This is a genomic window from Streptomyces sp. NBC_00572 (assembly GCF_026341815.1).
Lineage (GTDB): Bacteria > Actinomycetota > Actinomycetes > Streptomycetales > Streptomycetaceae > Streptomyces.
The window spans coordinates 4,275,571-4,300,106 of record NZ_JAPENX010000001.1 but is presented as its reverse complement, the minus strand read 5'-3'; the positions used below and the strand labels follow the sequence as shown (position 1 = coordinate 4,300,106).

Sequence of the window (24,536 nt, the reverse complement as noted above, 5' to 3'; positions counted from 1 at the left end):
AGCGGGCGTATGACAGGGGCCGCGGCCTATGCGCGGCCTGGGCCGTGAGGCATCGACGCAGGTGGGAGCCCTGAAACGACGAAGGCCCCGGGACGGGTCCCAGGGCCTCACGTTGCAGCGACGCGGTCCGACTAGTCGGCGGTCACTCCCCAGTAGCCGATCAGGTCCGGCCGACCGTCGCGATAGAGCACCGTGCAGTTCCCCTGCGCTCGGTCGGGGAACTCCAACCGCCCTGTATCAAGAGCCTCGTCCCACTCCTCGTAGGTGGGTTGGCCACCCGGGGACCATGCGCGCACTTCGCTGTCGGTCAGCGGCCGCATGAACGGACCATCGCTCCGATCCGTGGCATCGGTCATGCGGGGGAAGTCCAGCACCGAGCACGTACCACCGGTGAAGATGTACTCGTGCCAGGCCGGATCGCGCCACAGCTCTTGGATGGATCGCCCTTCGAAGCCGCGGTCGTCCTCTGCCAGATTCTGCTCCTGAGCCTGCCGGAATGCCGCCGCCAGATCAGGCTGATACGGGCCCGTCTGCGTCCAAGCGTTGCCACCCACCCCTGTCCCCTCACATTCGAACCGTCCAAGCCGAAGCGCAGCGTAGGCGCTGGCACTGACACTCCCCCTCGCTCGATCACTCGTACTCCCTCAGCAGGTCTTCGGTCCTCCGATTCGCCACTTCCTGACGGCCGTCGAGACACTTCGCGTACCGGCTCAGCAGCACCTCCACGCTGTTGCCGGCGTGTTCGGCGACCTCGATGGCGTCGACACCCGCATTGAGCCATGTGGAGAGCGCCGAGTGCCGGAGGTCGTACGGCCGCTGGGCAAGTGGCGAGGCGACGACGGCCGGCGGCAGCGCGAGCGCCCGGGCTTCCTGCCAGGCCCGGTAGTAGGTGGAGGAGGAGACCACTCCCCCGTTCGCTGAAGAACAGGCGCCCGTCGCCCGCGGTGCCGAAGGTCTCGATGTGCCCCCGGAAGATGCTCACGAGCTGGGGAACGAGGTCGCCTTGACGCAGAGCCGGCGGATTCACGAGTCGCCTGCTCCGGGACGCTGAGGGGCAAGTGCTCAGGCGCACCCACTAGGACTTTGTCCGGCCGATCATGCCCGGCTGCTCGGCGGGATGCGTGCTGATGCGGTCCGGGAGATGCTGAAAGAGAGCGTGCGCACAGCTGCGCTCCCGGGGTCGTCTCCCGCGTGAATCTGCCCCAAGGCGGGGGCTGCCTCTGTTGGTTCATCCCGAGGGATCGTCTGCCGGAGGTGCGAAATGCCCGGGAAATTCATTGATGAGGTGCTCATCTATCAGTGCGGGACGAATTCGGACGGAAGCGCCATCATGTGCTCCAAGATTGGCTACGCCAAGGTTCCCTTCTTCTTGACGGTGCCGGACACGGAGGGGAAGCCGGTGGGATGGCAAGAGGGTGGCAACACCGAGGTCCACATCCCGTTGGCGCTGCTTACCGATGCGATGAAGGAATTCGGCATCACCGTGGACTACGACGAGGCCGAACTGGAGCGCCGGCTCGGCCCGCGGCCGCCCGAGTCCACTGAGTACTAGAGCACGAGGCCATGGGGAGCTGAAACAGGTTCCTCTACCTCATCAAGGCACCCGCCACGCACGGCGCGGCGCGCGCGGCCCGTCGCCCAGGCCTGCACTCCTGTCTACGCCCCGCTCCAGCCCGGCCGCCGTCCGCACGCCAAAAGACGGCCAGCGGCGAGGGAGGGGTGGCCTCTTGCGCATGGCCGGCCGACTGCGGGGCCTGAGTGGGGCCGGGCGCCGTACCCTCCCCTCCCCGTCACGGATGACGGGAGCGTGAGGCGACCGCACCACCGGGAATGGGCGGGCGGGGAGCAGCTGCTGCCGCGATGCGGCGGAGGCCGGTGTGGTCGCTCCGCGTCGGTACCGGTATCACCGCGGCTGATGAGCGTGTCGTCTGAACTGGCGGCAGTCGAGGCACTTCGGGTACCGAGTCAGCAGCACCTCGACCTCGGTGTCCACACCCGTCACGTCACTCCAGCGCCCTGCCCTCGGACCTGGCTGTCGCCGCCGTGCGGTAGAGACGCCGCGCGGTAGAGCCGTCGTCACACGGCCATGACGATCGCTGCCCGGCAGGCGGCCGAGCAGCGATCCTCCGCTGAGTGGAGAACAGGCCGGGGACTCGACCGCGTCAGGTCGTCTCGGCCACGGCCTGGTTCACGCGGGCATCCCGGGCTCGTCGTCGATCGGGCGGCGGGCCTCCGCGAGCGCGACCGTGTGGACGAACCATTCCAGGACGTCACGGAGCTCCGCACCGTGGTCGGCGAAGGCTTCCAGCGGGAACGAGGGGCGCAGGTCCAGCTTCGCCTCCGCGAGGTCGATGCCCTCCACGTGGTTCAGGCGCGCCATCAGCTCGCGTCGCAGCAGCTCGTCGTCGAAGGGCGGTCGGCGCTTCAGGTGTTGGAAGACCACCTCGGCGGTGCCCGTCACCGGGTACAGGGCCAGGGGCCACAGCGAACGGGCGCGAGCGCCGCCCAAGGACAGCATCGGGAAGCAGCTGGTCTCGCTTTTCTTCCCGTGGTCGAGGGAGCCGCCCAGTTCCTCCCAGAACCGCAGGCAGTCGAGCACTCCCGCCACCGTGTCCGGCGTCTGGTTGTCGCGCAACAGCGTCTCGAAACGGGCGGCCGCGGTCTCCCCGTCGGCCTTGGAGCCTCCGGTGCCGCCAGAGCCCCCAGAGCCCTCAGGACCCTGAGCGGGGGTCTCGTTCTCGAAGTCGTCCTTGCCCACCAGCGTCGCAAGGTCCGCCGCTGTCAGCCGGTGCGAGCGGCGGGCGCGGCCCCACTCGTCGAACGGCACGCCCTCGGACTCCAGGACCTCCCGCGGATCGGCCGTGCCCTCTCGGCCCTCCGGCCAGCGGAAGCCGGGCGAGATCTTTCCGTCGGCCATCAGCACGCGATAGGCCCCGTGCAGCGCGGGCCTGGTGCTCACATGGCTGCCGACCGCGACGGCGTGGGTGCCGATGAGAGCGGCGAGGTCACCGTAGGTCGTCCAGGTGCCCGCCGGCATGTTCAGCAGCGCTTGGCGCAGCTCACCCCAGCCGGCCCATTCGGCGCCGGCGTGGATCACGCCATCGATGGGGCCCGGCCACAACTCCAGGGCTCGGTCGGTGAGTTCCTCGGCGCGCGAGAGGATCTCGGTCCTCCCCCAGCGGTCCTGGGCCGCGATCCGCTGGTTCATCCGCAGCGCGCTGGAGTCCAGGATCTGCTGCTTGCGGCGGAAAGGATGGTTCGACAGGCGCGCGTTGTCGCCGGAGAGCGTGAGGTTGCCGAGCGTGTGCACCACTTGGATGTGCAGCTCCTCCGGGCTCTCGCCCTCCCCGGCCTCCTCCGCGAGGAGGTCGAACCACTGCTGGGCGGGCTGCTGCGGCAGCACGTGCTCCACGGTGAGCTTCGCCTTGGCGTAGTCGACCGGCTCGCTGGCGCCGTAGCTCTCCTCGAAGCGGCGCAGGATCTCGAAGCGCTGGTTCGAGCGGCCCGACTTGTAGAAGGGGCGGCTGCGGATCGACTCCCGCATCACGGCATCGGGGGGCCAGACACGCGTTCCCGTCTTGGCGGAAAGGGCGTGGCGCACCGCGTCCGCGAGCGAGCTCCCGTTCTCGACCTCCTTCTCCACCTCCTTGGGCAGTTCCATGAAGGTGCGGTTGTTGCCGGTGGTGGAGTTGCCCGCGAACAGGCGTCGCACCATGTAGCTCTCGGCGTACGCGAGGGCGGTGGCCGCTTCACCGGGGGCGCAGCCGCCCTCGTCCAGCCGGTCCAGCAGGAGCAGCGCCAGCGGGTAGTGGGTCTGACCGCCCCAGCGGGCGAGCCGTTCCAGGACCTCGCGCAGGCCCGGGTCGCTCTCCCGCCACGGTTCGACGATCCGCATGAGGCGGCCGGCCCGCACATGCAGTCGGGAGACCTCCGCCTCCAGCGCGTCCTCGTCCGAGCTCATCGGTTCGAGACGCTTCTTCTGGTCCCGGTAGATCTCGCTCTGCTTGGCCCGGTTGTCGCCGCCGACGACCAGGTCGAGCCAGACCAGCAGCTCCAGTCTGGTGGGGCCCAGCAGCTCCTGCATCGGGAGCCATAGGTTGCGGTAGACGGCTTCGCCGCGCTTGGGGAGACACATGAAGAGGTAGTTGCGCAGGAGGTCGCTCTGGCTGAGGCCGACACCCGTGTTGTTGATGGACTCGAAGATCCGGTAGACGTTGTCGCCCTCGGCGGCGGTGATCGACACGATGGAGAGGTAGTCCCTGAGTACGGACTCCACGGCGCCGACCCATTCCTCGCCGGCGCTCTCCTCGCCCTCGGTCAGGACGGCGAGGAAGAAGCGGTACGCGCCGCCGATGTTGCCCGGGCCGCCCGCGGTGGGGAGCGATTCCACGCAGGCGACGAACGCCTCGCGGTCGGCCTGGGTCGGCAGCAGCCGGTAGTGGTCGTTCCCGTCCTGGTAGCCGTTGACCAGGATGAGGTCGTGGATGCGGGCCGCCTTCTTGTCCCGCTCCCGAGCCCGGTGGACGTCCCGCAGCGCGGTGAAGGCGAGCATCAGCGTGGTCAGCCGCTGCTGACCGTCCACGACGAGCCAGCGCTGCATCCCGCCCGCCGCGACGCGCTCCGGCGCGAGCACCACCGACCCGAGGAAGTGAGCCGCCGGGGCCCTGCCCTCCAGCTTGTCCTCGACGAGCTCCGACACGTCGTCCCACAACTGCCGCAGCTCGTCGCGCTGCCAGGTGTAGGTGCGTTGGTACAGCGGGACCTGGAACTGCGTCTCACCGTGGACCAGTTTGCTGAACGTCGTCTCCTGCGCGTGCACGCGTCCCCTCCCCGACTCTTGCCCCGTCGGCCCGCCATTGTGCCGTACCCGAGTACGGTGATCAGCGGAATCGACAACCGTATGACCGGGGGCGCGCGATGGCGGCACTGGGGATCCACAAGGACTTCCTCCTGGAGTTCGCCACGTTGGAAAAGCCCGTCCAGAAACGTGTGCACGAGGTCTTCGACAAGTTCCGGGAACACCGGCACGCGGGCCTGCACCTGGAAAAGCTGGAGAAGTCCCGCGACTCCCGCATCCGGACCATCCGCATCAACCAGTTCATGCGCGGTGTGGTGCTGGCTCCGGAGGTGGGCGACAGCTTCCTCCTGCTCAAGGTCATGCCTCACGACGACGCCATCGCCTGGGCCGTCAAGCACCGGGCAACCGTCAACTCGGCCACGCAAGGCATCGAGTTGCGCGACGACATCGCTCTCGAACGCGCGACCGCCGGCATCGACGGCCTCGCCGGTCACCGGCCCGGCACGCCCGCGGAGGCCGAGCGGCTGTTCGGAGGAGTCGCCGACAAGGACCTGATCAAGCTGGGCATCGACCCCGATCTGCTTCCCCTGGTACGGCACCTCGGCACCGAGGCCCATCTCGACGCCCTGCACAAGGTCCTGCCCGAGCAGCAGTACGACGTGCTGGCCGGGCTTGCCGCGGGAATGAAGCCGGAGGACGTGTGGCGCGAGGTCGTCGCCGTACAGCTGGAGCAGCCCTCCGAGCCCCCGCGCGCGGCCCCGGCACCACGGGCCGAGACTGCCTCGGTCCGACCCGAGCGGGACGACTTCTCCGCGGCCATGGCCAGGTCCCAGGGGCGGATCGCGCTCGTCTCCGGCCCCGACGAGCTGACGGACATCCTGTCCCGGCCCTTCGACGCCTGGCGGATCTTCCTCCACCCCAGCCAGCGCAAGCTCGCCTACCGCTCCTCGTACACGGGGCCGGCGCGCGTCACCGGGGGTCCCGGCACCGGTAAGACGGTCGTCGCGCTGCATCGTGCCCTGCACCTCGCCCGACAGTTGCCGGCGGACGCCCCCGACGGGTCGATCCTCCTCACCACCTTCACCCGCGACCTCGCGGCCGACCTGCTCAGCAACCTTGAACTCCTGATCCCCGAGCCCGCGCTTCGGGCGAAGGTCCGGGTCGTCAACGTGGACGCGCTGGCCAACCAGATCGTCCGGGAGGATCGCGGCGCACCGCCGGCGCTGGTGGCCGCGCAGAAGGAGATCCTCACCCGCTGGAGCCGGGCGGCTCAAAGGGTGGAGATCGATTTCACCGATGTGTTCCTCGACCAGGAGTGGCGGCACGTCATCCTGGCCCAGGACCTCCGGTCGCCGGAGGCCTACCTGAAGGCATCCCGCGCCGGCCGCGGAACCCCGCTCGGCCCTCTCAAGCGGGCCCAGGTGTGGCGCGCCGTCGAAGCGTTCACCCAGGAGCTGCGCCGAGCTGACGAATGGACGTTCCTGCAGGTGTGCGCGGAGGCCGCGCGCATCCTCCAGGAGCGAGGCGGGGACCGCCCGTTCCGCCATGTGGTGGTCGATGAGGCACAGGATCTCCACCCCGCCCAGTGGAGCATGCTGCGTGCTCTGGTCGCCCCGGGCTCGGACGACCTCTTCATCGCGGGCGACACCCACCAGCGGATCTACGGCAACCGGGTGTCGCTGCGCGGTCTCGGCATCCCGGTGGCCGGCCGGTCCACCCGGCTGCGCATCAACTACCGCACGACGAAGGAGATCCTGACCTGGTCGACCCGCCTCCTCGCGGACGCCCTCGTGGACGACATGGACGGCGGGCAGGACTCACTCGTCGGTTACCGGTCCGCGTACCGGGGCGCGGTGCCGGAACTCGGGGGTGCCGCCGACAAGTCGGCGGAGATCTCGGGCCTGGTCACCCGGATCTCGGAGTGGACCGGGACGGGGGTCGCGCCGCACGAGATCGGCGTCGCCGTGCGGTACGTCCAGTTGGGCAAGGACATCGCCCAGGCCCTGAACCAGGCGGGCGTTCCCGCGCTCGTCCTGGGGTCGTCATCGGCGACGGGGGACGGGGTCCGGATCGGGACCATGCATCGCATGAAGGGACTCGAATTCCGCTGTATGGCGGTCGCCGGTGTGAACGACGCGGTCGTGCCGATGCAAGGTGCTCTCACACCGGAGGCGGTCGACCCCCAGCAGTACCGGGAGGACCTCATGGGCGAACTGAGCCTGCTGTTCGTCGCCTGCACACGGGCGAGGGACGCCTTGCGCGTCTCCTGGCACGGCGCGGCCAGCCCCTTCCTCCCCGAGCAGGCCACCGTCTGACGGACGAGGACGGCAGCCTTCGCCGCGACCGAGTGGGCGCCCGGCGGGTCATTCCCGCCGGGCGCCCCCGGTGTTGCTCGACGTTGATCGCCGCCGTTGTTACTTGACGTTGATCGCCGTCCACGCCTTCGCGACCGCCGTGTACTCGGCGCTGCCCGCACCGTACAGGTCGGTGGCCGCGGAGAGGGTGGCCGTGCGGGCGCCGGCGTAGTTGGTGGAGGAGGTCATGTAGGTGGAGAGGGCCTTGTACCAGATCTTGTAGGCCTTGGCACGGCCGATGCCCGTGAGGGTGGAGCCGTCGCTGGTCGGGGAGTTGTAGGAGACGCCGTTGATCGTCTTGGCGCCGCTGCCCTCGGACAGCAGGAAGAAGAAGTGGTTGGCCGGGCCCGAGGAGTAGTGGACGTCCAGACGGCCGACCGACTTCGACCAGTAGTCGGCGGAGTTGCCGTCGCGGCTCGGCTTGTCCATGTAGCGGAGCGGGGTGCCGTTGCCGCGGATGTCGATCTTCTCGCCGATGAGGTAGTCGCCGGTGTCCGTGGCGTTGGCCGCGTAGAACTCGACCGAGGTGCCGAAGATGTCGGAGGTGGCCTCGTTGAGGCCGCCGGACTCACTGTTGTAGCGCAGGTTGGCGGTGGAGGCCGTCAGGCCGTGGGACATCTCGTGGCCCGCGACGTCGAGGGAGGTCAGCGGCTTGAGGTTGCCGGTGCCGTCGCCGTACGTCATGCAGAAGCAGGAGTCGTCCCAGAAGGCGTTGACGTACGCGTTGCCGTAGTGGACGCGGGAGTAGGCGGCGACGCCGTCGCCGCGGATGCCGTTGCGGCCGAGCTCGTTCTTGTAGAAGTCCCAGGTGACGGCTGCGCCGTAGTGGGCGTCGGCGGCGGCGGTCTCCCGGTTGGTGGCCAGGCCGTTGCCCCAGGTGTCGGTGCTGTTGGTGAGCAGCGAGCCGGTGCCGTTGGTGCCGCCGTTCAGGTCGTACGTCTTGTGGCCGCCACGCGCGGTGTCCGTGAGGGTGAACGAGGGGGCGGTGCCGAGAGTGACGCTGCCGCTGTACTGGGTGTTGCCGGTGCCCGTCTCGATCGCCTCGTAGGAGTACAGCTCCTTGCCCGAGGTCGCGTCGGTGATGACGTGGCGCCGGCTCGGGGTGCCGTCGGCCTGGACGCCCGTGACGGTCGTCTCCCAGGCGAGGACCGGCTTGCCGGTGGCCGCCCAGATCACCTTGCGGGACGAGGCGGGGGCGGCGGACCGCGCGTCGGAGGACGCCGCGGCGGACTTGCCCGCGGTCGTGGCCGTGACGGCGGCGGCCGTGCTCGCCACGGATATCCGGGCGTCGGTCGCCTTCGTGGTGGCGCGCGTGCCGTTCTTCTTCTGGTGCACGACGAGGTCGCCGCCGAGGACGGGAAGGCCCTCGTAGGTGCGCTCGTAGCGCGTGTGCACAGCGCCGTCGGCGTCCTTGACGACGTCCCGGACGACGAGCTTCTCCCGGCCGCCGAGGCCGATGGCCCTGGCCGTCCCGGCGGCTCCGGCCTGGGCCTCCTGGACGGCGGCGGCGCGCTGGGAACCGGAGAGCACGAGCGCCGTGGCGCCGGCCTCACGCTGGGCATCGGCGCTGGCGGATCCGGTCTGGACTCCGACGACGACCATGGCGGCCGATGCGATCAGGGCGGTGGTGACGGCGGTACGGCGGTGCGAGGACTGCTGGCGAGTCACGCGGGCTCCTTCGCTGAAAAGCGTGGGGGGTGGGGGGTTTGGGGATCGTGGGGGTGGTGGGGGTGGTGGGGGTGGTGCGGCTGTGAGCGTGCCAGCGAAGAGAGCCGTTTGACAGGTCTGCAACAAGAATTTGACCATCTGTTGTCCGAAGGACAGTGAACTGTGTCCGCTATTCGACTAGTTGGCGCGGCGCCCCATCCCCTGGGGCGGGGGCGGACAGCGAGAAGCCCCCCGGAACGGATTCCGGGGGGCTTCGGTGAGTTCGGCCGTGTCGTGGCCCTTCGTGAGCCGCTCAGGCGGTGCGCTTGCGCGGAGTCGCCTTCTTGGCCGGGGTCTTCCTGGCGGGAGCCTTCTTGGCCGTCGTCGACTTGGCCGTCTTCGCCGTCGACTTCGCCGTTGTCTTCGCCGTCGACTTCGTCGGGGTCTTCGCCGTCGCCTTCTTCGCCGACGTCGACTTGTGGGTGGCGGCCGTCGCCTTCTTCGCCGCCGTCTTCGCCGTCGACTTCTTCGCGTCCGTCGCCTTCGGGGTACCGGCGCGCGGCTTCAGGGGGGTGACCTCCGCGACCTCCCGCGTCTCGCCCCGGGCCTCCTTCGCCGCCCTGACGCTGTTCTCCAGGGCCGCCATCAGGTCGATGACCTGGCCCCCGCCGGGCTCCTCGCCCTCCGTCGGGGCCGCGACGCCCTCGCCGCCCTCCGCCTTGGCCGCGATCATCTCCTCCACCGCCGTGCGGTAGTCGTCGTGGAGGGTGCTCATGTCGACCTCGCCCAGGGTGGCCATCAGGGCGTCCGCCAGGTCGAGTTCGGCGTCCCGTACGCTCACCGGGTTCTCCGGGGCCACGCCCTCCGGCGCGCGGATCTCGTCCGGCCAGAGCAGGCCGTGCATGGCGATCACGTCGTCCACGACCCGGAGCATCCCCAGGCGTTCCCGCCCCCTGAGGGCGTACTTCGCCACGGCCACCTTCTCGCTGCGCTTCAGCGCCTCGCGGAGCAGGGTGTACGGCTTGGCCGCCGGGACGCCGTTCGCCGAGAGGTAGTACGCGGCGTCCATCTGCAGCGGGTCGATGTCGCCGGCCGGCACGAAGGCGACGATCTCGATCGTCTTCGCCGTGGGGAGCGGCAGTGCGGCCAGGTCCTCCTCGGTGATCGGGATCATGGTCCCGTCGGCGTCCTCGTACGCCTTGCCGATCTCCGCCTGGGGGACCTCTTCGCCGTCGAGCTCGCACACCTTCTTGTAGCGGACCCGGCCGCCGTCCTCGGTGTGGATCTGACGGAAGGAGACGGACCGGCTCTCGGTGGCGTTCACCAGCTTGATCGGGATGCTGACCAGGCCGAAGGATATGGCGCCGTTCCAGATGGATCGCACGGGTGTTCCCTTCGGGTCGGATCAGGACGTTTCGTCATCGCCGATTTGTCGCGAATCGTGGGATTCTCATCGTATGACGCCTCTCACGGAGGTGGAGGGGCGGCGCCTGGCGCTCAGCAACCTGGACAAGGTGCTCCACCCGGTCACCGGAACCACCAAGGGCGAGCTGCTCCACTACTACGCGACCGTCGGGGCCGCGATCCTCCCGCATCTGCGCGATCGCCCGGTGTCGTTCCTGCGCTATCCGGACGGTCCCGACGGGCAGCTCTTCTTCACCAAGAATCCGCCGCCCGGCACACCCTCCTGGGTGAGGACCGCCCCCGTACCCCGCTCCGAGGACCCCCGGGCCCGGCAGGTGGTCGTCGAGGACCTCGCCTCCCTGATGTGGGCCGCGAACCTCGTCGTCGAGTTCCACACGCCCCAGTGGCGGGCCTCCTCCCCCGCCGTCGCCGACCGGCTCGTGTTCGACCTCGACCCCGGGGCCCCCGCGACGGTCGTCGAGTGCTGTCGGGTCGCCCTTCACCTGCGCGAGCGGCTCGCCGGCGACGGGCTGGAGGCCTTCGCCAAGACCTCCGGCTCCAAGGGGCTGCACCTGCTCGTCCCGGTGGTGCCCACGCCCTCCCCGCTCGTCTCGGCGTACGCGCGCACGCTCGCCGTCGAGGCGGAGGCCGCGCTGCCGCGGCTCGTCGTGCACCGGATGGCCCGGGCCCTGCGGACCGGGAAGGTCTTCGTCGACCACAGCCAGAACGCCGCCGCCAAGACCACCGCCACCCCCTACACCCTGCGGGCACGGCCCCTCCCCATGGTCTCCGCACCCGTCACGTGGGAGGAGGTCGAGGAGTGCGCCGGGGCCGCCGCGCACTCCGAGTCCCTCGTCCTCCTCATGGATGACATCGCGCCACGTCTTGAGCGGTACGGGGACCTCCTCGCGCCACTTTTCGCGCCCGAGCGGGCGGGGGACGTGCCATGAGCGGGGGCCCGGCGCCCGGCCCTGGCGGCGGTGACGGGGCCCTGGGCGCGGGCGGAGGAGCCCCGAGCGGAGACGGCCGGACCTCGGGCGGGGGCGGCCGAGCCCCGGGTCGCCCCCCGAGCCGATCCCCGAGCCGATCCCCGAGCCGGGGCGGCGAGGCGGCGTTCGGTGGCACTCCGGGCCGAGAGCGGGACGAGGCCCGCTCCCGCGGGCATGGCGACGTCGTGCTCCGCCCTCCCGTCGACGTCATGCGGCCCCGGTCCGCCGACGAGATCCCCGTACAAGGAGAACCGCCCCGGGAGCTGCAGTACTCGCTCAAGCTGGACGGGTTCCGGGCGCTCGCCTTCGTCCTCGACGACGGGAAGGTCGTCCTCCAGTCCCGGTCCCGCCGCGACCTGGCTCCCGAGTTCCCCGGGATCGCCGCGCACCTGCGCGATCAGCTGCCGCCGGGGATCGTCCTCGACGGCGAGCTGTGCGCCTACCGGGAGGGGCGGCTGAGCTTCACCGACCTGCTCCGTTCTCCCGCCGACCGGGCCCGCGCCGGGGTTCCGGTCTCGTACATCGCCTTCGACCTGCTCGCCGTCCCGGGGCGCGACGTACGGGGTCTGCCGCTCCGTGACCGGTGGGAGCTGCTCGGTACGGCCCTGCTCGATGCCGAGCCGCCGCTCCAGCGGGTGCTCGCCACCCTGGACGAGGAGATCGCGCGCTGCTGGTTCCGCGACCTGCGGGACGCGGGGGTCGAGGGGATCGTCGCGAAGGCCCTGACCTCCACCTATCGGGCGGGCTCCACCTGGGCCTGGCGGAAGATCCGGCACACGGAGACGAGCGACGGCGTGCTGCTCGGTGTCATCGGCCCGCCCGACCGGCCCCGGGCCCTGGTCGTACGCCTCCCCGACGGGCGTACGGCCACCACCTCGCCCCGGCTCACCCCCGCGCAGTCGCGCGAGGTCGGCGCCCTGACGGGCGACCGCGCCGGGCCGCTCGCCCAGGACCCCGAACACGGGCCGGTGCGGTGGGTGGACCCGCCGCTCCCCGTCGAACTGCGGCAGCTCGCGGTGCGGCAGCGGCAGGAGAACGCGACCTTCGTCCGGGTCCGGTCGGAGGGGTGAACCGATCCCCTGGCGGGTCGGGCGGCAGGGAGAGCCGATGCCCCGGCGGGTCGGGGCGGAGTGCCGGGCCGCCGCCTCCGGGAGTCCGGCCGGAGGGGTGCGCCGTCGTCGGCACCGCCCCGGGTCGTGCACTGAGTGCAACTACCCTGCTCCGCACCGTACATGGCGCAAAGAGGCCGCAACTCGGGGTCTGCGCGCGCCGGGTGTTGCCGGTAAGGCCTTGCTGTCCGTCACGTGGTGCACACTTGCTGCCTGGCAACAGGGCTCACGGGGAAGGCGGCCTGGCAAATGCTGACGGGGATCGAGGAGGTCGACTGGGCCTCGTTGGGGCACGCGTACGGTCCCGCGGACGACGTGCCGGAGCTGCTCCGCGGACTCGCCTCCGCCGATCCCGCCGAACGGGAGACGGCCCTCGACGGCATGTACGGGGCCGTGCACCATCAGGGCGACGTCTACGACTCCACCCTCGCCTGTATCCCCTTCCTCCTCGAACTCGTCGCCGACCCCGCCGTCCAGGACCGGGGCTGCATCGTCGAGCTGCTCACCAGCATCGGCGGGATAGAACTCGACGACGACGACGAACTGGACGAACTCGACCCCGACGACGGGGAGTTCATCCCCGCCGCCAACTACGCGATGGCCGCCGCCGCGATCGCCGCGGGATCCGACGTCTTCCTGGGACTCGTCTCCGACCCCGACCCCGAGGTGCGGCTCGCCGCGCCCTGCGCGCTCGCCTCGCTGCACCCCGAGCCCGCGCGGGCGCTGACCCTGCTGCGCGAACGGCTCACCGTCGAGCGGGACACCGAGGTACGGCTCGCCCTGGTCGCCGCCGTCGGACGGATCGCCCTGCGGCACGCGTCGCTGCGCGCCGAGACCGTCGACTGGCTCGGCTGGCTCGCTCGCGCCGCCCAGGACCCCGGGCTCCGGCTCGCGGCCCTCACCCAGCGAGCGCGCTGCGCGCCCGCTGACATCCCGGACGACATCGTGCCGTGGGTGACGGGACTCCTGGAGGAGATCAGGACCTCGGCACAGGGGCCGGTGGCTCCCGGAACCGAGCGCGCCGCCACCCCGACCCTCATCGGCCAGGTCCGCGAGCTCCTGGAGGAGCATGCCGCCGGGCGTCCCGCTCCTTGGACGGAGGAGCTGCTGCGGACCCTGCACGCGGCGCTCGACGACCGGGTCGACGACCGCATCGCGCTGATCCTCGCGCAGCTGCGCAGCCCGGACTGGGGGCAGCGTTCGGACGCGATCTGGTTGTGTGGCGGGTTGATAAGGATCTGGCGCGGACGGTACGAGGAGGTCGTCCGGCTGGTCGGCGCGCAGCTGCACGACCCGGAGCCGCGGCTCCGGGAGGCCGCGACCTCGTTCCTTGAGCGACTCTTCGAGCTGGGCGCGCCCGCCGCCGACGCGCTCGCCGCCCGCCTCGCCGGGGGCCCGACGGGCGTGGGTCCCGGGCAGGCCCTTGGGCCCGCACAGGGCACGGGGTCGGGGTCGGGGTCGGCCAAGCAGGCAGGACAGGCAGGGCAGACCGGGTCCAGGAAGGCCGGGCAGGGCGGCTGCGGCGGCAGCGGCCCACAGCACGGCTTCGTCGGGCGGTCCGGGCGCGACGGGGCGCTCCTCGCGCTCGCGCGCGCGGGCGACACCCGCGCCGTCCCGCTGCTCGCCCGCGCCCTGGAGGAGCGCGAGGTGCGGCGCGAGCTGCTGTACGCCATGGACGGCCTCGGGCCCTCCGCCGCGATGCTCGCGCCGCTGCTGCGGCGCCGGCTCGCCGAGGTGGAGCTCGACGAGCGGCTCTACGACCGGGCGGCGCCCCTGTTGTACGCCCTCGCGGCCGTGCGGGGCGCCCAGGCCGTGCCGGAGGTCCTGCGGGTGCTGCGCGGGGCGCCGTCGAACCGGCGCGACTGGGTGCGCGAGGCCGCGCTGCGGACCCTCGCCGCCTTCGGGCCCGCGGCGCAGAAGGCCGTACCGGACATGCGCGGACTCCTGACCGCCGAATCGGCCACGGTCGCCACGGCGGCGGCGCGCGCCCTGTGGGCGGCCGAGGGCGACCTGGGGGAGATCCTGCCGGCCCTGGAGCGGTGGCTGCGGCCGGGCGCCTCGGGCGCGGACTGGTGCTCCGCCGCCCAGGCCCTCGGTGAGATCGGCCCGGCCGCCGCCTCGACGGCCTCCGCCCTCTTGCCGGGTCTCGGGGCCCGGGACCTGTGGGTGCGGGTCCGCAGCGCCGCGGCCCTGTGGCGGGTGTCCGGGGACACGGCGACGACCCTGCCGGTGCTGCTCGCGGCCTGGGAGGAGAACCGGCACGCGCGCGTGGACGTGGCCGAGTGCCTGGCGGAGATGGGCCCGGCGGCCTCGGAGGCGCAGCTGGTGATCCTCACCGAGCTGACCCGTCGGCGCCGTCACAACGCCCGCGAGGGCGCCTCGGGCAGCCATGACATCCACCTCGACGAGAAGCTGCTGACCGTGTGCCGGGCGGCTCTGGCGAGGATGGAGCGGGGCGCGTTCTAGGGTCGCGCCGACCCCCGCGCCGGACACCCCCTCGGCGGCGGGCCGACCCGCGTGCCGGGACACCCCCTCAGGAGCGGGCCGCCCCCGCGCCGGACACCCCCCAGGGGTGGGCCGACGGGTTCCGGGCGGTAGGTCCGGTGGGGCCGGTGGGGCCGGTGGTTCCGGAACGGTGGGACAGCGGGTGTTCGCGCACCGGCCGCCCGCGGGAGTGGGCAGAGCCCGCCACCCAAGTGGACAAAAAGGACTTCTCTCCGAATAAGGTCTACTGGGAGCGGGCCCGGACCGGGCCCGCCCGGGCGCCGACCGCCCGGCCCCGACCGACCCGAACGAGGAGCAGTGTGAGACCGCGCGGAGTGCAGCTCGCCGCCGGTGTCCTGTGTGCCCTCGTACTCGGCGGCGTCGTCGGCTGCGGCGGTGGCGGCGAGGGCGGGCTCAAGAGCGCCGGGGTCGCGCCCACCGCGGTCGGCCCCGTGCGGCTCTGGCCCGATCTGCCGCCCGCCACGGATCCGCCGATCGACTACGGGGAGTCCGACACCGAGCGGGTCCCCGGCATCAAGGTCTCCGACAACGACGTCCGCTCCGTCGACGCCGTCGCGGTCGTCGAAGCCGAGGTGCGCGCCCACCCCGACACGTACAGCGGCGGCGACGGGCTCTACGAGGAGACCGCCCGCGCCATCCGGGCCTGCGGCACCGCGCCCGCCGCCTGTCCGGTCATGCGGCCGTACTACCGCGACCTGACCGGCAACGGCCGGGACGAGCTGATCGTCGGGATCCGCATGCCGGACCAGCAGGTCGGCGTCCGGGTCTACCTCGCCGAGAACGGCGGGCTCACCCGCATCATGTCCACCGTCGACCAGGTCATCAGCGTGGAGCTGGCCGGCCGGGACCTGATCATGCGGGTCAGCTCGGCGGGCATCCCCGGATACGAGTACCGCACCGCCTGGTCCTGGGACGAGCAGCAGCACAGCATGCTGCCCACCCGGGACGAGATCGTCCGGGTGAAGCCCGGTGGCAGCGGGCCGTCGACCGCGCCCGCGCCCCGCCTGGTCAGCCCGACGCCCACGCCCACTCCCACGCCGGCCCCGGCACCCACGGACGCGCCCGCGCTCCCGGACGTGCCCGTGGACGGGGTCACTCCCCCGAACGCGACCGTTCCCCTGCCCGTCCCCGCCAGGCCGAGCCCGTGAGGGCGCCCCGGCTGCCCGCCTGGACCGCGACCCTCACCTGGAAGGCCGCGGTCTTCATCGGGGTGATGTGCTGCGCCCTCGCCGCGTTGCTCGGCATCCTCGTCCACGTGTCGGTGACCGGCCAGACCGTCGACGACTCCCGCGAGAAGGCCCTCGCGCGGCTCACCGACGTCACCCGGCTCTACGAGGCCGGCGAGCCGCTCCCCCGGTTCGCCGGGGTCGACCCGCCCGGGCTCCCCGACTCCCTCCGGGCGCTCGCCGTCGGGGGCGAGCGCGGCACGGTCGTCGCCGACGACCGGGGGCGGCCGACGATGTGGGCGGCGGGCCCGGCGGACGGCCGCGCCCTCGCCGTACGCGTCGACTACACGCAGAGCGCCGAGACGATCGACGCGCTCGACCGCTCGATCCTCGGCTCCTCCGTCCTCGCGATCGGGGCGACCCTGCTCGTCGGCGCCTTCGCCGTCACCCGGGTCACCCGGAGGCTGCACCTCACCGCCCAGGTGGCCCGCCGGATCAGCGCCGGTGACCTCGACGCGCGTGTGGACGACCCCCGGACGAAGGACCCCTCGCGCCCGCAGGACGAGGTGGCCACGGTGTCCGGGGCGCTCGACACGATGGCGTCCTCGCTGCAGAGCAAGCTGCAGAGCGAGCAGCGGTTCACCGCCGACGTGGCGCACGAGCTGCGGACCCCGCTCACCGGGCTCTCGGCGGCGGCCGAGCTGCTGCCGGAGGGCCGCCCCTCGGAGCTCGTACGGGACCGGGTGCGGGCGATGCGCGGGCTCACCGAGGACCTCCTGGAGATCTCGCGGCTCGACGCCCGCAACGAGACCGTCGACCTGGCCGTGCACGAGCTCGGTCCGCTCGCCGAGCGGGTGGTGCGCGCCTCGGGCACGGAGACGGAGGTGCGGGTCGTCCGGGACGCGACGGTGGAGACGGATCGTCGGCGCCTGGAGCGGGTGCTCGGCAATCTGATCGCGAACGCGCACAAGCACGGTGCCCCGCCGGTGGTCCTGACGGTGGACGGGCCGGTGGTGTCCGTGCGGGACCACGGGCCCGGCTATCCGGCGTACCTCCTGGAGTCGGGGCCGCAGCGGTTCCGTACCGAGAGCGGCGGCAAGGGGCACGGCCTGGGGCTGACGATCGCGGTGGGGCAGGCGGAGGTGATCGGCGCCGAGCTGCTCTTCACCGGTGCCGAAGGGGGTGGCGCCGAGGCGCGGCTGCGGCTGCCCGAGTACGTGCGCTTCACGGACGCGGCACCCGAGGACTGAGGCGCGCCACGGCACACCGTCACACAAAAGGGACATAGGGCATACCGCTTGCTACGTTGCGGCCATGACCGCACCGCGCACGGACGCTCCCCCGCCCGGGGTACGCATGCCGAAGCGGCGCGGCGTGGAACTCTCCCTCCTGGTCTGCGCCGTCCTCATCTCCGTCTACGGCTACGCCGAGGTCGGCCTCGCCCGCAGCGGGGCCGTACCGCCGGACGCCGCCCGCTACGGGGCCGGACTCGGTCTGCTCGCGCTCGTCGCCCATCTCGCGGTCCGGTTCCGCGCCCCGTACGCCGATCCGCTGCTGCTGCCGATCGCGGTCCTGCTGAACGGCCTCGGCCTGGTGCTGATCTACCGCCTCGACCTGGAGACGCCGAACGACCACGCGGCGGCGACGCAGCTGGTCTGGTCGACGCTCGGGGTGGCGCTGTTCATCGTGGTCGTGCTGCTGCTCCGCGACCATCGCGCGCTCCAGGGCTACGCGTACGTGTCGGTGGCCGCCGCGCTCGCCCTGATGATCCTGCCGATCTTCTTCCCGGCCGTGAACGGCGCCAAGATCTGGATCCGGATCGGCGGTCTCTCCTTCCAGCCGGGCGAGTTCGCCAAGATCCTGCTCGCGGTCTACTTCGCCGCGTACCTCGCCGCGAACCGCAACGCGCTCGCGTACACCGGCCGACGGATCTGGATTTTCCAGTTCCCGACCGGGCGGGTGCTCGGGCCGATCGTGGCGATCTGGCTGCTGAGCGTCGGCGTGCTCGTCCTCGAACGGGACCTGGGCACCTCGCTGCTCTTCTTCGGCCTCTTCGTGATCATGCTGTACGTGGCGACCGGCCGGACCGGCTGGATCGCGGTGGGGCTCGTCCTCGCCTCCGCCGGGGCCTTCCTCGTGGGCTCGCTCGAACCGCACGTCCACAGTCGGGTGCAGGACTGGCTCGACCCCTTCGCCTCGATCCGGGCCGGGGACGGGCCGGGGCAGCTCGCACAGTCGCTGTTCGCCTTCGCCGCCGGGGGGATGCTCGGCTCGGGGCTCGGTCTCGGCCATTCCGTCCTCATCGGCTTCGCCGCCAAGTCCGACTTCATCCTGGCCACGGCCGGCGAGGAGCTGGGGCTCGTCGGCCTGACCGCGCTCTTCCTGCTGTACGCGCTCCTCGTCGCCCGCGGCTACCGCGCCGGTCTGTCGCTGCGGGACCCCTTCGGGCGGCTCCTCGCGATCGGGCTCGCCTCGATCGTGGCGCTCCAGGTCTTCGTGATCGCGGGCGGGGTGATGGGTCTGATCCCACTGACCGGCATGGCGATGCCGTTCCTGGCGCAGGGAGGTTCGTCGGTCGTCACCAACTGGGTGATCGTGGCGCTCCTCATCCGCGTCAGCGACTCGGCGCGCGCACCGCAACCGGACGACGCCGACACGGGGACGCTCGCGCCGGTGAAGGAGGGGGCCTCGTGATCCGACCGTACGACGTGGGGGGAACCACGTGATCCGGCTGTACGCCCCGGGGGGAACCAGATGATCCGGTACGCCCGGCGGGCCGCCGCGCTCTGTCTCGTCCTCCTCGTGGCGCTGCTCGTCAACTCCGCGCGCGTGATGGTCTTCGAGGCCGAGTCGCTCGACGACAACCCGGCCAACCGGCGGATCGCGATCAGCCGCTACGCGCAGCCGCGCGGCGAGATCGTCGTCGACGGGAAGCCGGTGACGGGCTCCCGGGACAGCGGGCAGCAGCTGCGCTGGGAACGGACCTACCCCCAGGGGCCGTTGTACGCGCCACTGACCGGCTACTCCTCGCAGACGTACGGCACGACCCTCGTCGAGCACGCCGAGGACGCGATCCTGGCCGGCACCGATCCGATGCTGGCGCCACTGCCCCTCTGGAACGACCTCACCCGGCGCCGGCAGCCCGGCGGTGACGTCGTGACGACGATCCGCTCCTCGATGCAGGAGGCGGCCTTCCGGGGGCTCGACGGGAAACGGGGCGCGGTCGTCGCGGTCGAGCCGTACAGCGGCCGGGTCCTGGCGCTGGTCAGCTCGCCCTCGTACGACCCGGGGGTCCTCTCCGGTACGGGGCGGTCGGTCACGGACGCCTGGAAGCGGCTCAACACCTCTCCGAACCAGCCGATGCTGAACCGGGCGCTGCGGCAGACGTACCCGCCGGGTTCCACGTTCAAGATCGTGACGGCCGCGGCGGCGCTCGACGCGGGGGCGGTGCGGGACGTGGACGCGCCGACGGACACCCCGGACCCCTTCATGCTGCCCGGCACCCGCCAGGTGCTGCCGAACGAGGCGACGGGCTGCGCCGACGCGTCCCTCGCGTACGCGATCCAGTGGTCGTGCAACACCGTGATGGCCGGCCTCGGGGTGGAGGTCGGCCTGGACGGGATGCTCGACACGGTGGAGAGCTTCGGCTTCAACGACACGGGGCTGCGGGTGCCGTCCTGGGTGGCGAAGTCCAACTTCGACCGGGAGATGAGCCCGGACCAGCTGGCGCTCTCCTCGATCGGGCAGTTCGACACGACGGCGACACCGCTCCAGATGGCGATGGTGGCGTCGGCGGTCGCCAACAACGGCGAGATCGCCCACCCGTACCTCGTCGAGCGCACGACGACCTCGGGCGGGACGGCGATCGACCGTACGGGCCGCCGCAGTTACCGGCAGGCGATGAGCCCCTCGACGGCGATGCAGCTCCAGCGGCTGATGGTGAAGGCCGTCGAGGACGGTACGGGGACGAACGCGGCGATCCCCGGGGCCCGGGTCGGCGGCAAGACGGGCACGGCCCAGCACGGATTCGGTAACACCGGCACCCCGTACGCCTGGTTCATCGCCTGGGCCCAGGCCGAGGACGCGGCCCAGCCGGCGGTCGCGGTGGCGGTGGTCGTCGAGGACGCGGAGGCCTCCCGTACGGACATCAGCGGGGGTGGCAGCGCGGCCCCGATCGCGAAGTCGGTGATGGAGGAGGCGCTGCGGCTGGAGGCGGAGGCCCGGGGGTAGCGCCTTCCGGTGCCGCCCCCGGCGCGCCCGGAAGGGTCAGCCGATCGGCTTGCGGATCTCCGCGCGGATCTTGGCCGTGGTCTCGGCCAGCTCGGCCAGGTCGATGTCCGCCGGGTCGGTGGTGGCCGACTCGGTGGTGACCAGGGCCACGGCGGCCGCCGTGTTGTCGTCGCCCCAGGCGCACATGGGGAGCGTGGTCGTGCCGAGGGTGTCCTTCGACGTGGTGACCTGGCATCTGACGGTCACGCCGTACCCGGCGGGGGTGAAGTCCTTGGGACGGACGACGAGCGTGGAGTCCTTCTCCGTGGCCGCGCCCCTGAGGATGGACGCGCGGGTGGCCTCGCCGTTCTTGATGCGTCCGTACATTCCGGAGACGACGAGGGCGGACTCGTCCTTGCCGCTGTACTGCCCGACCGCCGCCTTGGCGTCCTTCACGGTGAGGTCGGGGGCGTCCTCGATCTCCTTGCCCTGGGTCTCGGAGAGGTCGGCGACCCGGGTGAACTCGCCGTCGAGGAGCGTCTGCGGGACGACGAGCTTGTGCGTCGCCTCCGGGAAGGGGCCGGTGACGCCGGCGCCGTCGAGCCCGGCCTTCACCCCGTAACCGAGACCGCCGACCAGGACCAGGGATCCGAGGACGATGGCGACGATCGCCCCGGCCGACAACTTCTTCTTCGGCGGCGGCCCCATGGGCGGCTGCCCCCAGGCGCCGGCGCCCGGCCCCGGGTACTGAGGCGGAACACCGTGCGGCGGAACACCCTGCGGGGGGAAGCCCTGCGGAGCCCCGAACGCCCCGGGCTGCTGCGGGGGCGGTACGGGCCCGCCGTACGGGTTGTGGGGAGGCTGGCTCGGCGAGGGCGGCATGGTCATGACGGGCACGCTACGTCACCGGTGTGACATCCCTTCTTCCGGGTCGCGAGCTCCGTTCGCCCGCCTACTCCTCCGCCGCGCCCGCCGCGATGGCTTCGCCGACCTCCGCCACCCGCTCCCGCTCCTCCTTGGCGAAGCGCTCGCGGTCCAGGGCCTCCGCGATCTCCTCGTCCTGGGTCATCAGCAGGTCGAGGTTGGAGTCGCCGAGATCGAAGACGCCCATGTCGAGGTAGGCCTTCTGGAGGCGTGGGCCCCAGAGTCCGATGTCCTTGACGCAGGGGACGATGCGGCTGAAGAGCAGCTTGCGGAAGAGATGCAGGAACTCGTTGCGCTCGCTCAGCTCCTCCGCCTCCTTCCGCCGGATGCCGAAGTTCTCCAGGACCTCGACGCCGCGCAGCCGGTCGCGCATCAGATAGCAGCCCTCGATCACGAACTCCTCGCGCTCGCGGAGTTCGGCGTCCGACAACTGCCCGTAGTAGTCGCGCAGGGCCATCCGTCCGAAGGCCACGTGCCGCGCCTCGTCCTGCATCACGTACGCGAGGATCTGCTTGGGCAGCGGCTTGTCGGTGGTGTCGCGGATCATGCCGAAGGCGGCGAGGGCGAGGCCCTCGATGAGGACCTGCATGCCGAGGTAGGGCATGTCCCAGCGGGAGTCGCGCAGGGTGTCGTCGAGCAGGCTCTGCAGGTTGTCGTTGATCGGGTAGAGCATGCCGATCTTGTCGTGCAGGAAGCGGCCGTAGATCTCGGCGTGCCGGGCCTCGTCCATGGTCTGGGTGGCCGAGTAGAACTTGGCGTCCAGGTCGGGGACCGACTCGACGATCCGGGCGGCGCAGACCATGGCGCCCTGCTCGCCGTGGAGGAACTGGCTGAACTGCCAGGAGGCGTAGTGCCGGCGCAGGTCGCCCTTGTCCTTCTCCGTCATCAGGGCCCAGTGGCGGGTGCCGTGGAGGGTCAGGACGTCGTCGGGTGTGCCGAGGGGGTCGTACGGGTCGACCTCCAGGTCCCAGTCGATCCGGGTGGCACCGTCCCACTGCTTGTCCTTGCCCTTCTGGTAGAGGGCGAGGAGGCGCTCGCGGCCGTCCTCGTACTCCCAGGAGAAGCGGGCGGCACCGGTGGCGGGAATCTCCCGGCCGGGTCCGGTGGGGGCGTTCACGTAAAGGTCGTGCGTCGACACTGACGACTCCTTCCGTCCGTTTCCAGCAGGCTCACACGGTGGTAGACGGATCGTCAACAAGTCGCGCACGGTCGTGCGCTGCCGTGCGTAAGGGATTGACGGGCTTACTGACGGGGAGTCTGATAAGCGGTGTCCCCCTGACCTCCCGACGGCGAGCACAGCGAGGTGCGCGACCATGACCCCCTTCACCACCGAGCCCGACTTCAGCCTTCTCCGGGACGCCCTGGGGCCGCTGCGCGACCGTGAACAAGTCGCCGAACGCCTCCTGGAGTCCTCCCGCAAGCACTCCTACGATCCGGACAGCGAGCTCGACTGGGACGCGCCGTTCGAGGACGGCAAGTGGTTCTGGCCGCCCGAGCTCGTCTCCCTCTACGACACCCCGCTCTGGCGCCGGATGTCCGAGGAGCAGCGGATCGCGCTCTCGCGCCACGAGGCGGCGGCGCTCGCCTCGCTCGGGATCTGGTTCGAGATCATCCTGATGCAGCTGCTCGTCCGGCACATCTACGACAAGTCGCTGACCAGTCATCACGTCCGCTATGCGCTCACCGAGATAGCGGACGAGTGCCGGCACTCGATGATGTTCGCGCGGCTGATCCGACAGGGCGGCACACCCGCGTACCCGGTGCCGAGGCTCTACCACAACCTCGCGCGCCTCCTGAAGACCGTCTCCACCACCCCCGGCTCCTTCGCCGCCACCCTGCTCGGCGAGGAGATCCTCGACTGGATGCAGCGGCTGACCTTCCCCGACGAGCGGGTGCAGACCCTCGTACGCGGGGTGACCCGCATCCATGTGGTCGAGGAGGCACGCCATGTGCGGTACGCCCGCGAGGAGCTGCGCCGCCAGATGGTGACCGCTCCACGCTGGGAGCAGGAGTTCACCCGGCTGAGCTGCGGCGAGGCGGCCCGGGTCTTCTCCACCTGCTTCGTCAACCCGCAGGTGTACGAGGCGGTGGGCCTGGACCGGCGGGAGGCGGTCGCACAAGTGCGGGCGAGCGGGCACCGACGCGAGGTGATGCAGTCGGGCGCGCGACGCCTGACGGACCTCCTCGACGACATCGGCGTGCTGCGGGGTGCGGGCCGCCGCCTGTGGAAGTCCTCGGGCCTACTCGCCTGACGCGCCCCGCACCCGCCCGCCCGCAACGGGCGGGCGAGGGGCGCCGCGGGTGGGGGTTCGGGGGTGCACGGATACGCTGCGGGCATGACAGGCGCCGCCACCCCCGCGTACCGCAGGCTCAGCGTCGAGGCGCGCCGCGGCCAGCTCCTCGAAGCCGCCCAGGGCCTCTTCGCCCACCGGACGCCCGAGGACGTCTCCCTCGACGACGTCGCCGAGGCGGCCGGCGTCTCCCGCCCCCTCGTCTACCGCTACTTCCCCGGCGGCAAGCAGCAGCTGTACGAGGCCGCGCTCCGCTCCTCCGCCGACGCCCTGAACCACTGCTTCACCGAACCGCCGGTCGGTCCGCCCACCGAGCGGCTCGGTCGGGTCCTCGACCGCTATCTGGCCTTCGTCGACGAGCACGACGCCGGGTTCAGCGCATTGCTGCGCGGCGGCAGCGTCGCCGAGACCTCCCGGACCACCGCGATCGTCGACGAGGTGCGGCGGGCCGCCGCCGAGCAGATCCTCGTCCACCTGGGCGTGGAGCGACCGGGACCCCGGCTCAGCATGCTGGTCAGGACGTGGATCGCAGCCGTGGAGGCGGCCTCGCTCATCTGGCTCGACGAGGACAAGCGGCCCCCGGCCCGGGAGCTGCGGGAATGGCTCGTGGACCATCTCATCGCCCTCCTCGCGGCCAGTACGGCCAGCGACGAGGAGACGGCGCGGGTCGTCGCGCGGCTGCTCGCCCAGGAGACGCCCGACGGACCGGTGGCACGGCTGGCCCGACGGGTGATCCCGGTGGTCGGCGAGGCGGCCCACCTGCTCTGAACGAGCATCCGGAGGGGACACTGGAGGGGTGAGAAGCGAGAACACCCCCTTCCGTGGCGGCCCCCTCGACGGCCGGGTCCTGCCGATCCTGGTCGGCGCGACCGGGCACCCGCCGAAGTGGTACGAGATCCCGGTCCCGGCCCACAACGGGCACCCGCCCACCCTGCACGCGTACCGGCGCGAGCCCGCGGGCCACACGAAGCGGCTGGGGATCCGGCGCGGCTGGGTCTACGAGTACGCCCCCGAGGGCCGCGAGCGGCGGGAGCTGAAGTGGCCCTGGTCGAAGCCGAGCGGCGCCGCGCGCCTTCCCGAGGACTCTGAGCCGAACGGGTGAGCACGCCGGACGCGCCCCCTCTCGTACGGTAATCGGAT

Annotated in this window: 18 protein-coding genes and 1 pseudogene; 12 read left to right on the top strand and 7 right to left on the bottom strand. The window is 71.7% G+C overall.

Annotation, left to right across the window (positions count from 1 at the left end; translation table 11 throughout):
* Window positions 1–131 precede the first annotated feature (131 nt).
* Window positions 132–554 carry a hypothetical protein gene (locus OG514_RS20065; protein ID WP_266896659.1) on the bottom strand — a complete coding sequence of 141 codons (423 nt, stop codon included), beginning with the start codon at window positions 552–554 and terminating at the stop codon, window positions 132–134.
* Between the two features lie 76 nt (window positions 555–630).
* Window positions 631–997 (bottom strand): annotated as a pseudogene (locus OG514_RS20060) (site-specific integrase); the annotation flags it as partial.
* 264 nt (window positions 998–1,261) lie between these two features.
* On the opposite strand from OG514_RS20060, the gene OG514_RS20055 reads away from it, so the two are divergent.
* Window positions 1,262–1,552, top strand: a complete 291-nt coding sequence (locus OG514_RS20055) for a hypothetical protein (RefSeq protein WP_266896658.1) — start codon at window positions 1,262–1,264, stop codon at window positions 1,550–1,552.
* Between the two features lie 636 nt (window positions 1,553–2,188).
* On the opposite strand, the gene OG514_RS20050 is transcribed toward OG514_RS20055, so the two are convergent.
* On the bottom strand, window positions 2,189–4,819 hold the full coding sequence (locus OG514_RS20050; RefSeq protein ID WP_266896657.1) for a DUF262 domain-containing protein: 2,631 nt from the start codon (window positions 4,817–4,819) through the stop codon (window positions 2,189–2,191).
* A 98-nt stretch (window positions 4,820–4,917) separates the two neighbouring features.
* Here OG514_RS20050 and OG514_RS20045 point away from each other — a divergent pair, with 98 nt between their 5' ends.
* Window positions 4,918–7,113: a UvrD-helicase domain-containing protein gene (locus OG514_RS20045; protein ID WP_266896656.1), complete on the top strand. Its 2,196-nt coding sequence runs from the start codon at window positions 4,918–4,920 to the stop codon at window positions 7,111–7,113.
* Window positions 7,114–7,212: 99 nt separating this feature from the next.
* On the opposite strand, the gene OG514_RS20040 is transcribed toward OG514_RS20045, so the two are convergent.
* Together OG514_RS20040 and OG514_RS20035 are read right to left on the bottom strand one after the other, a co-directional pair.
* On the bottom strand, window positions 7,213–8,754 hold the full coding sequence (locus OG514_RS20040) for a M4 family metallopeptidase (RefSeq protein ID WP_266900901.1): 1,542 nt from the start codon (window positions 8,752–8,754) through the stop codon (window positions 7,213–7,215).
* A 358-nt stretch (window positions 8,755–9,112) separates the two neighbouring features.
* Complete coding sequence (locus tag OG514_RS20035) at window positions 9,113–10,183, bottom strand: Ku protein (protein WP_266896655.1); 1,071 nt, start codon at window positions 10,181–10,183, stop codon at window positions 9,113–9,115.
* A 73-nt stretch (window positions 10,184–10,256) separates the two neighbouring features.
* Here OG514_RS20035 and ligD point away from each other — a divergent pair, with 73 nt between their 5' ends.
* The 7 genes from ligD (at window position 10,257) to OG514_RS20000 (ending at window position 20,202) form a co-directional block, all read left to right on the top strand.
* Window positions 10,257–11,153, top strand: a complete 897-nt coding sequence (gene ligD / locus OG514_RS20030; protein ID WP_266896654.1) for a non-homologous end-joining DNA ligase — start codon at window positions 10,257–10,259, stop codon at window positions 11,151–11,153.
* A 224-nt stretch (window positions 11,154–11,377) separates the two neighbouring features.
* Window positions 11,378–12,262 (top strand): DNA ligase, encoded by an 885-nt coding sequence (locus tag OG514_RS20025; RefSeq protein WP_266896653.1) that lies wholly within the window; start codon window positions 11,378–11,380, stop codon window positions 12,260–12,262.
* A 288-nt stretch (window positions 12,263–12,550) separates the two neighbouring features.
* Window positions 12,551–14,767 (top strand): PBS lyase, encoded by a 2,217-nt coding sequence (locus tag OG514_RS20020; protein ID WP_266896652.1) that lies wholly within the window; start codon window positions 12,551–12,553, stop codon window positions 14,765–14,767.
* A 338-nt stretch (window positions 14,768–15,105) separates the two neighbouring features.
* On the top strand, window positions 15,106–15,954 hold the full coding sequence (locus OG514_RS20015) for a hypothetical protein (protein WP_266896651.1): 849 nt from the start codon (window positions 15,106–15,108) through the stop codon (window positions 15,952–15,954).
* Window positions 15,951–17,222, top strand: coding sequence for a HAMP domain-containing sensor histidine kinase (locus OG514_RS20010; protein WP_266896649.1), 1,272 nt, complete (start codon window positions 15,951–15,953; stop codon window positions 17,220–17,222). The genes OG514_RS20015 and OG514_RS20010 overlap by 4 nt, the downstream gene beginning before the upstream one ends.
* A gap of 64 nt (window positions 17,223–17,286) precedes the next feature.
* The gene (locus tag OG514_RS20005; protein WP_266896647.1) at window positions 17,287–18,666 is read left to right on the top strand and encodes an FtsW/RodA/SpoVE family cell cycle protein; all 1,380 of its coding nucleotides are present in this window, start codon (window positions 17,287–17,289) and stop codon (window positions 18,664–18,666) included.
* Window positions 18,667–18,726: 60 nt separating this feature from the next.
* A complete protein-coding gene (locus OG514_RS20000; RefSeq protein WP_266896645.1) occupies window positions 18,727–20,202 on the top strand; it encodes a penicillin-binding transpeptidase domain-containing protein in 1,476 nt (491 codons plus the stop codon).
* 36 nt (window positions 20,203–20,238) lie between these two features.
* Here OG514_RS20000 and OG514_RS19995 read toward each other — a convergent pair whose 3' ends face one another.
* Window positions 20,239–21,069, bottom strand: coding sequence for a hypothetical protein (locus OG514_RS19995; RefSeq protein ID WP_266896643.1), 831 nt, complete (start codon window positions 21,067–21,069; stop codon window positions 20,239–20,241).
* Between the two features lie 64 nt (window positions 21,070–21,133).
* Entirely contained in the window at window positions 21,134–22,243 is a 1,110-nt protein-coding gene (locus OG514_RS19990; RefSeq protein ID WP_266896641.1) for a ferritin-like domain-containing protein, read from the bottom strand.
* A gap of 175 nt (window positions 22,244–22,418) precedes the next feature.
* Here OG514_RS19990 and OG514_RS19985 point away from each other — a divergent pair, with 175 nt between their 5' ends.
* From OG514_RS19985 to OG514_RS19975, 3 genes are all read left to right on the top strand, one after another.
* The gene (locus OG514_RS19985; protein ID WP_266896639.1) at window positions 22,419–23,357 is read left to right on the top strand and encodes a diiron oxygenase; all 939 of its coding nucleotides are present in this window, start codon (window positions 22,419–22,421) and stop codon (window positions 23,355–23,357) included.
* 84 nt (window positions 23,358–23,441) lie between these two features.
* Entirely contained in the window at window positions 23,442–24,164 is a 723-nt protein-coding gene (locus OG514_RS19980; protein ID WP_266896637.1) for a TetR/AcrR family transcriptional regulator, read from the top strand.
* Window positions 24,165–24,192: 28 nt separating this feature from the next.
* Window positions 24,193–24,498 (top strand): hypothetical protein, encoded by a 306-nt coding sequence (locus OG514_RS19975; protein WP_266896635.1) that lies wholly within the window; start codon window positions 24,193–24,195, stop codon window positions 24,496–24,498.
* The last annotated feature ends 38 nt before the right edge of the window (window positions 24,499–24,536 follow it).

Excerpts from the sequence above, each read along its gene's own strand:
- OG514_RS20055 (WP_266896658.1), top strand. The coding sequence starts at position 1,262 with ATGCCCGGGAAATTCATTGATGAGGTGCTCATCTATCAGTGCGGGACG.
- OG514_RS20045 (WP_266896656.1), top strand. The coding sequence starts at position 4,918 with ATGGCGGCACTGGGGATCCACAAGGACTTCCTCCTGGAGTTCGCCACG.
- OG514_RS20040 (WP_266900901.1), bottom strand. The coding sequence starts at position 8,754 with ATGGTCGTCGTCGGAGTCCAGACCGGATCCGCCAGCGCCGATGCCCAG.
- ligD (WP_266896654.1), top strand. The coding sequence starts at position 10,257 with ATGACGCCTCTCACGGAGGTGGAGGGGCGGCGCCTGGCGCTCAGCAAC.
- OG514_RS20020 (WP_266896652.1), top strand. The coding sequence starts at position 12,551 with ATGCTGACGGGGATCGAGGAGGTCGACTGGGCCTCGTTGGGGCACGCG.
- OG514_RS20005 (WP_266896647.1), top strand. The coding sequence starts at position 17,287 with ATGACCGCACCGCGCACGGACGCTCCCCCGCCCGGGGTACGCATGCCG.
- OG514_RS20000 (WP_266896645.1), top strand. The coding sequence starts at position 18,727 with ATGATCCGGTACGCCCGGCGGGCCGCCGCGCTCTGTCTCGTCCTCCTC.
- OG514_RS19995 (WP_266896643.1), bottom strand. The coding sequence starts at position 21,069 with ATGACCATGCCGCCCTCGCCGAGCCAGCCTCCCCACAACCCGTACGGC.
- OG514_RS19985 (WP_266896639.1), top strand. The coding sequence starts at position 22,419 with ATGACCCCCTTCACCACCGAGCCCGACTTCAGCCTTCTCCGGGACGCC.
- OG514_RS19980 (WP_266896637.1), top strand. The coding sequence starts at position 23,442 with ATGACAGGCGCCGCCACCCCCGCGTACCGCAGGCTCAGCGTCGAGGCG.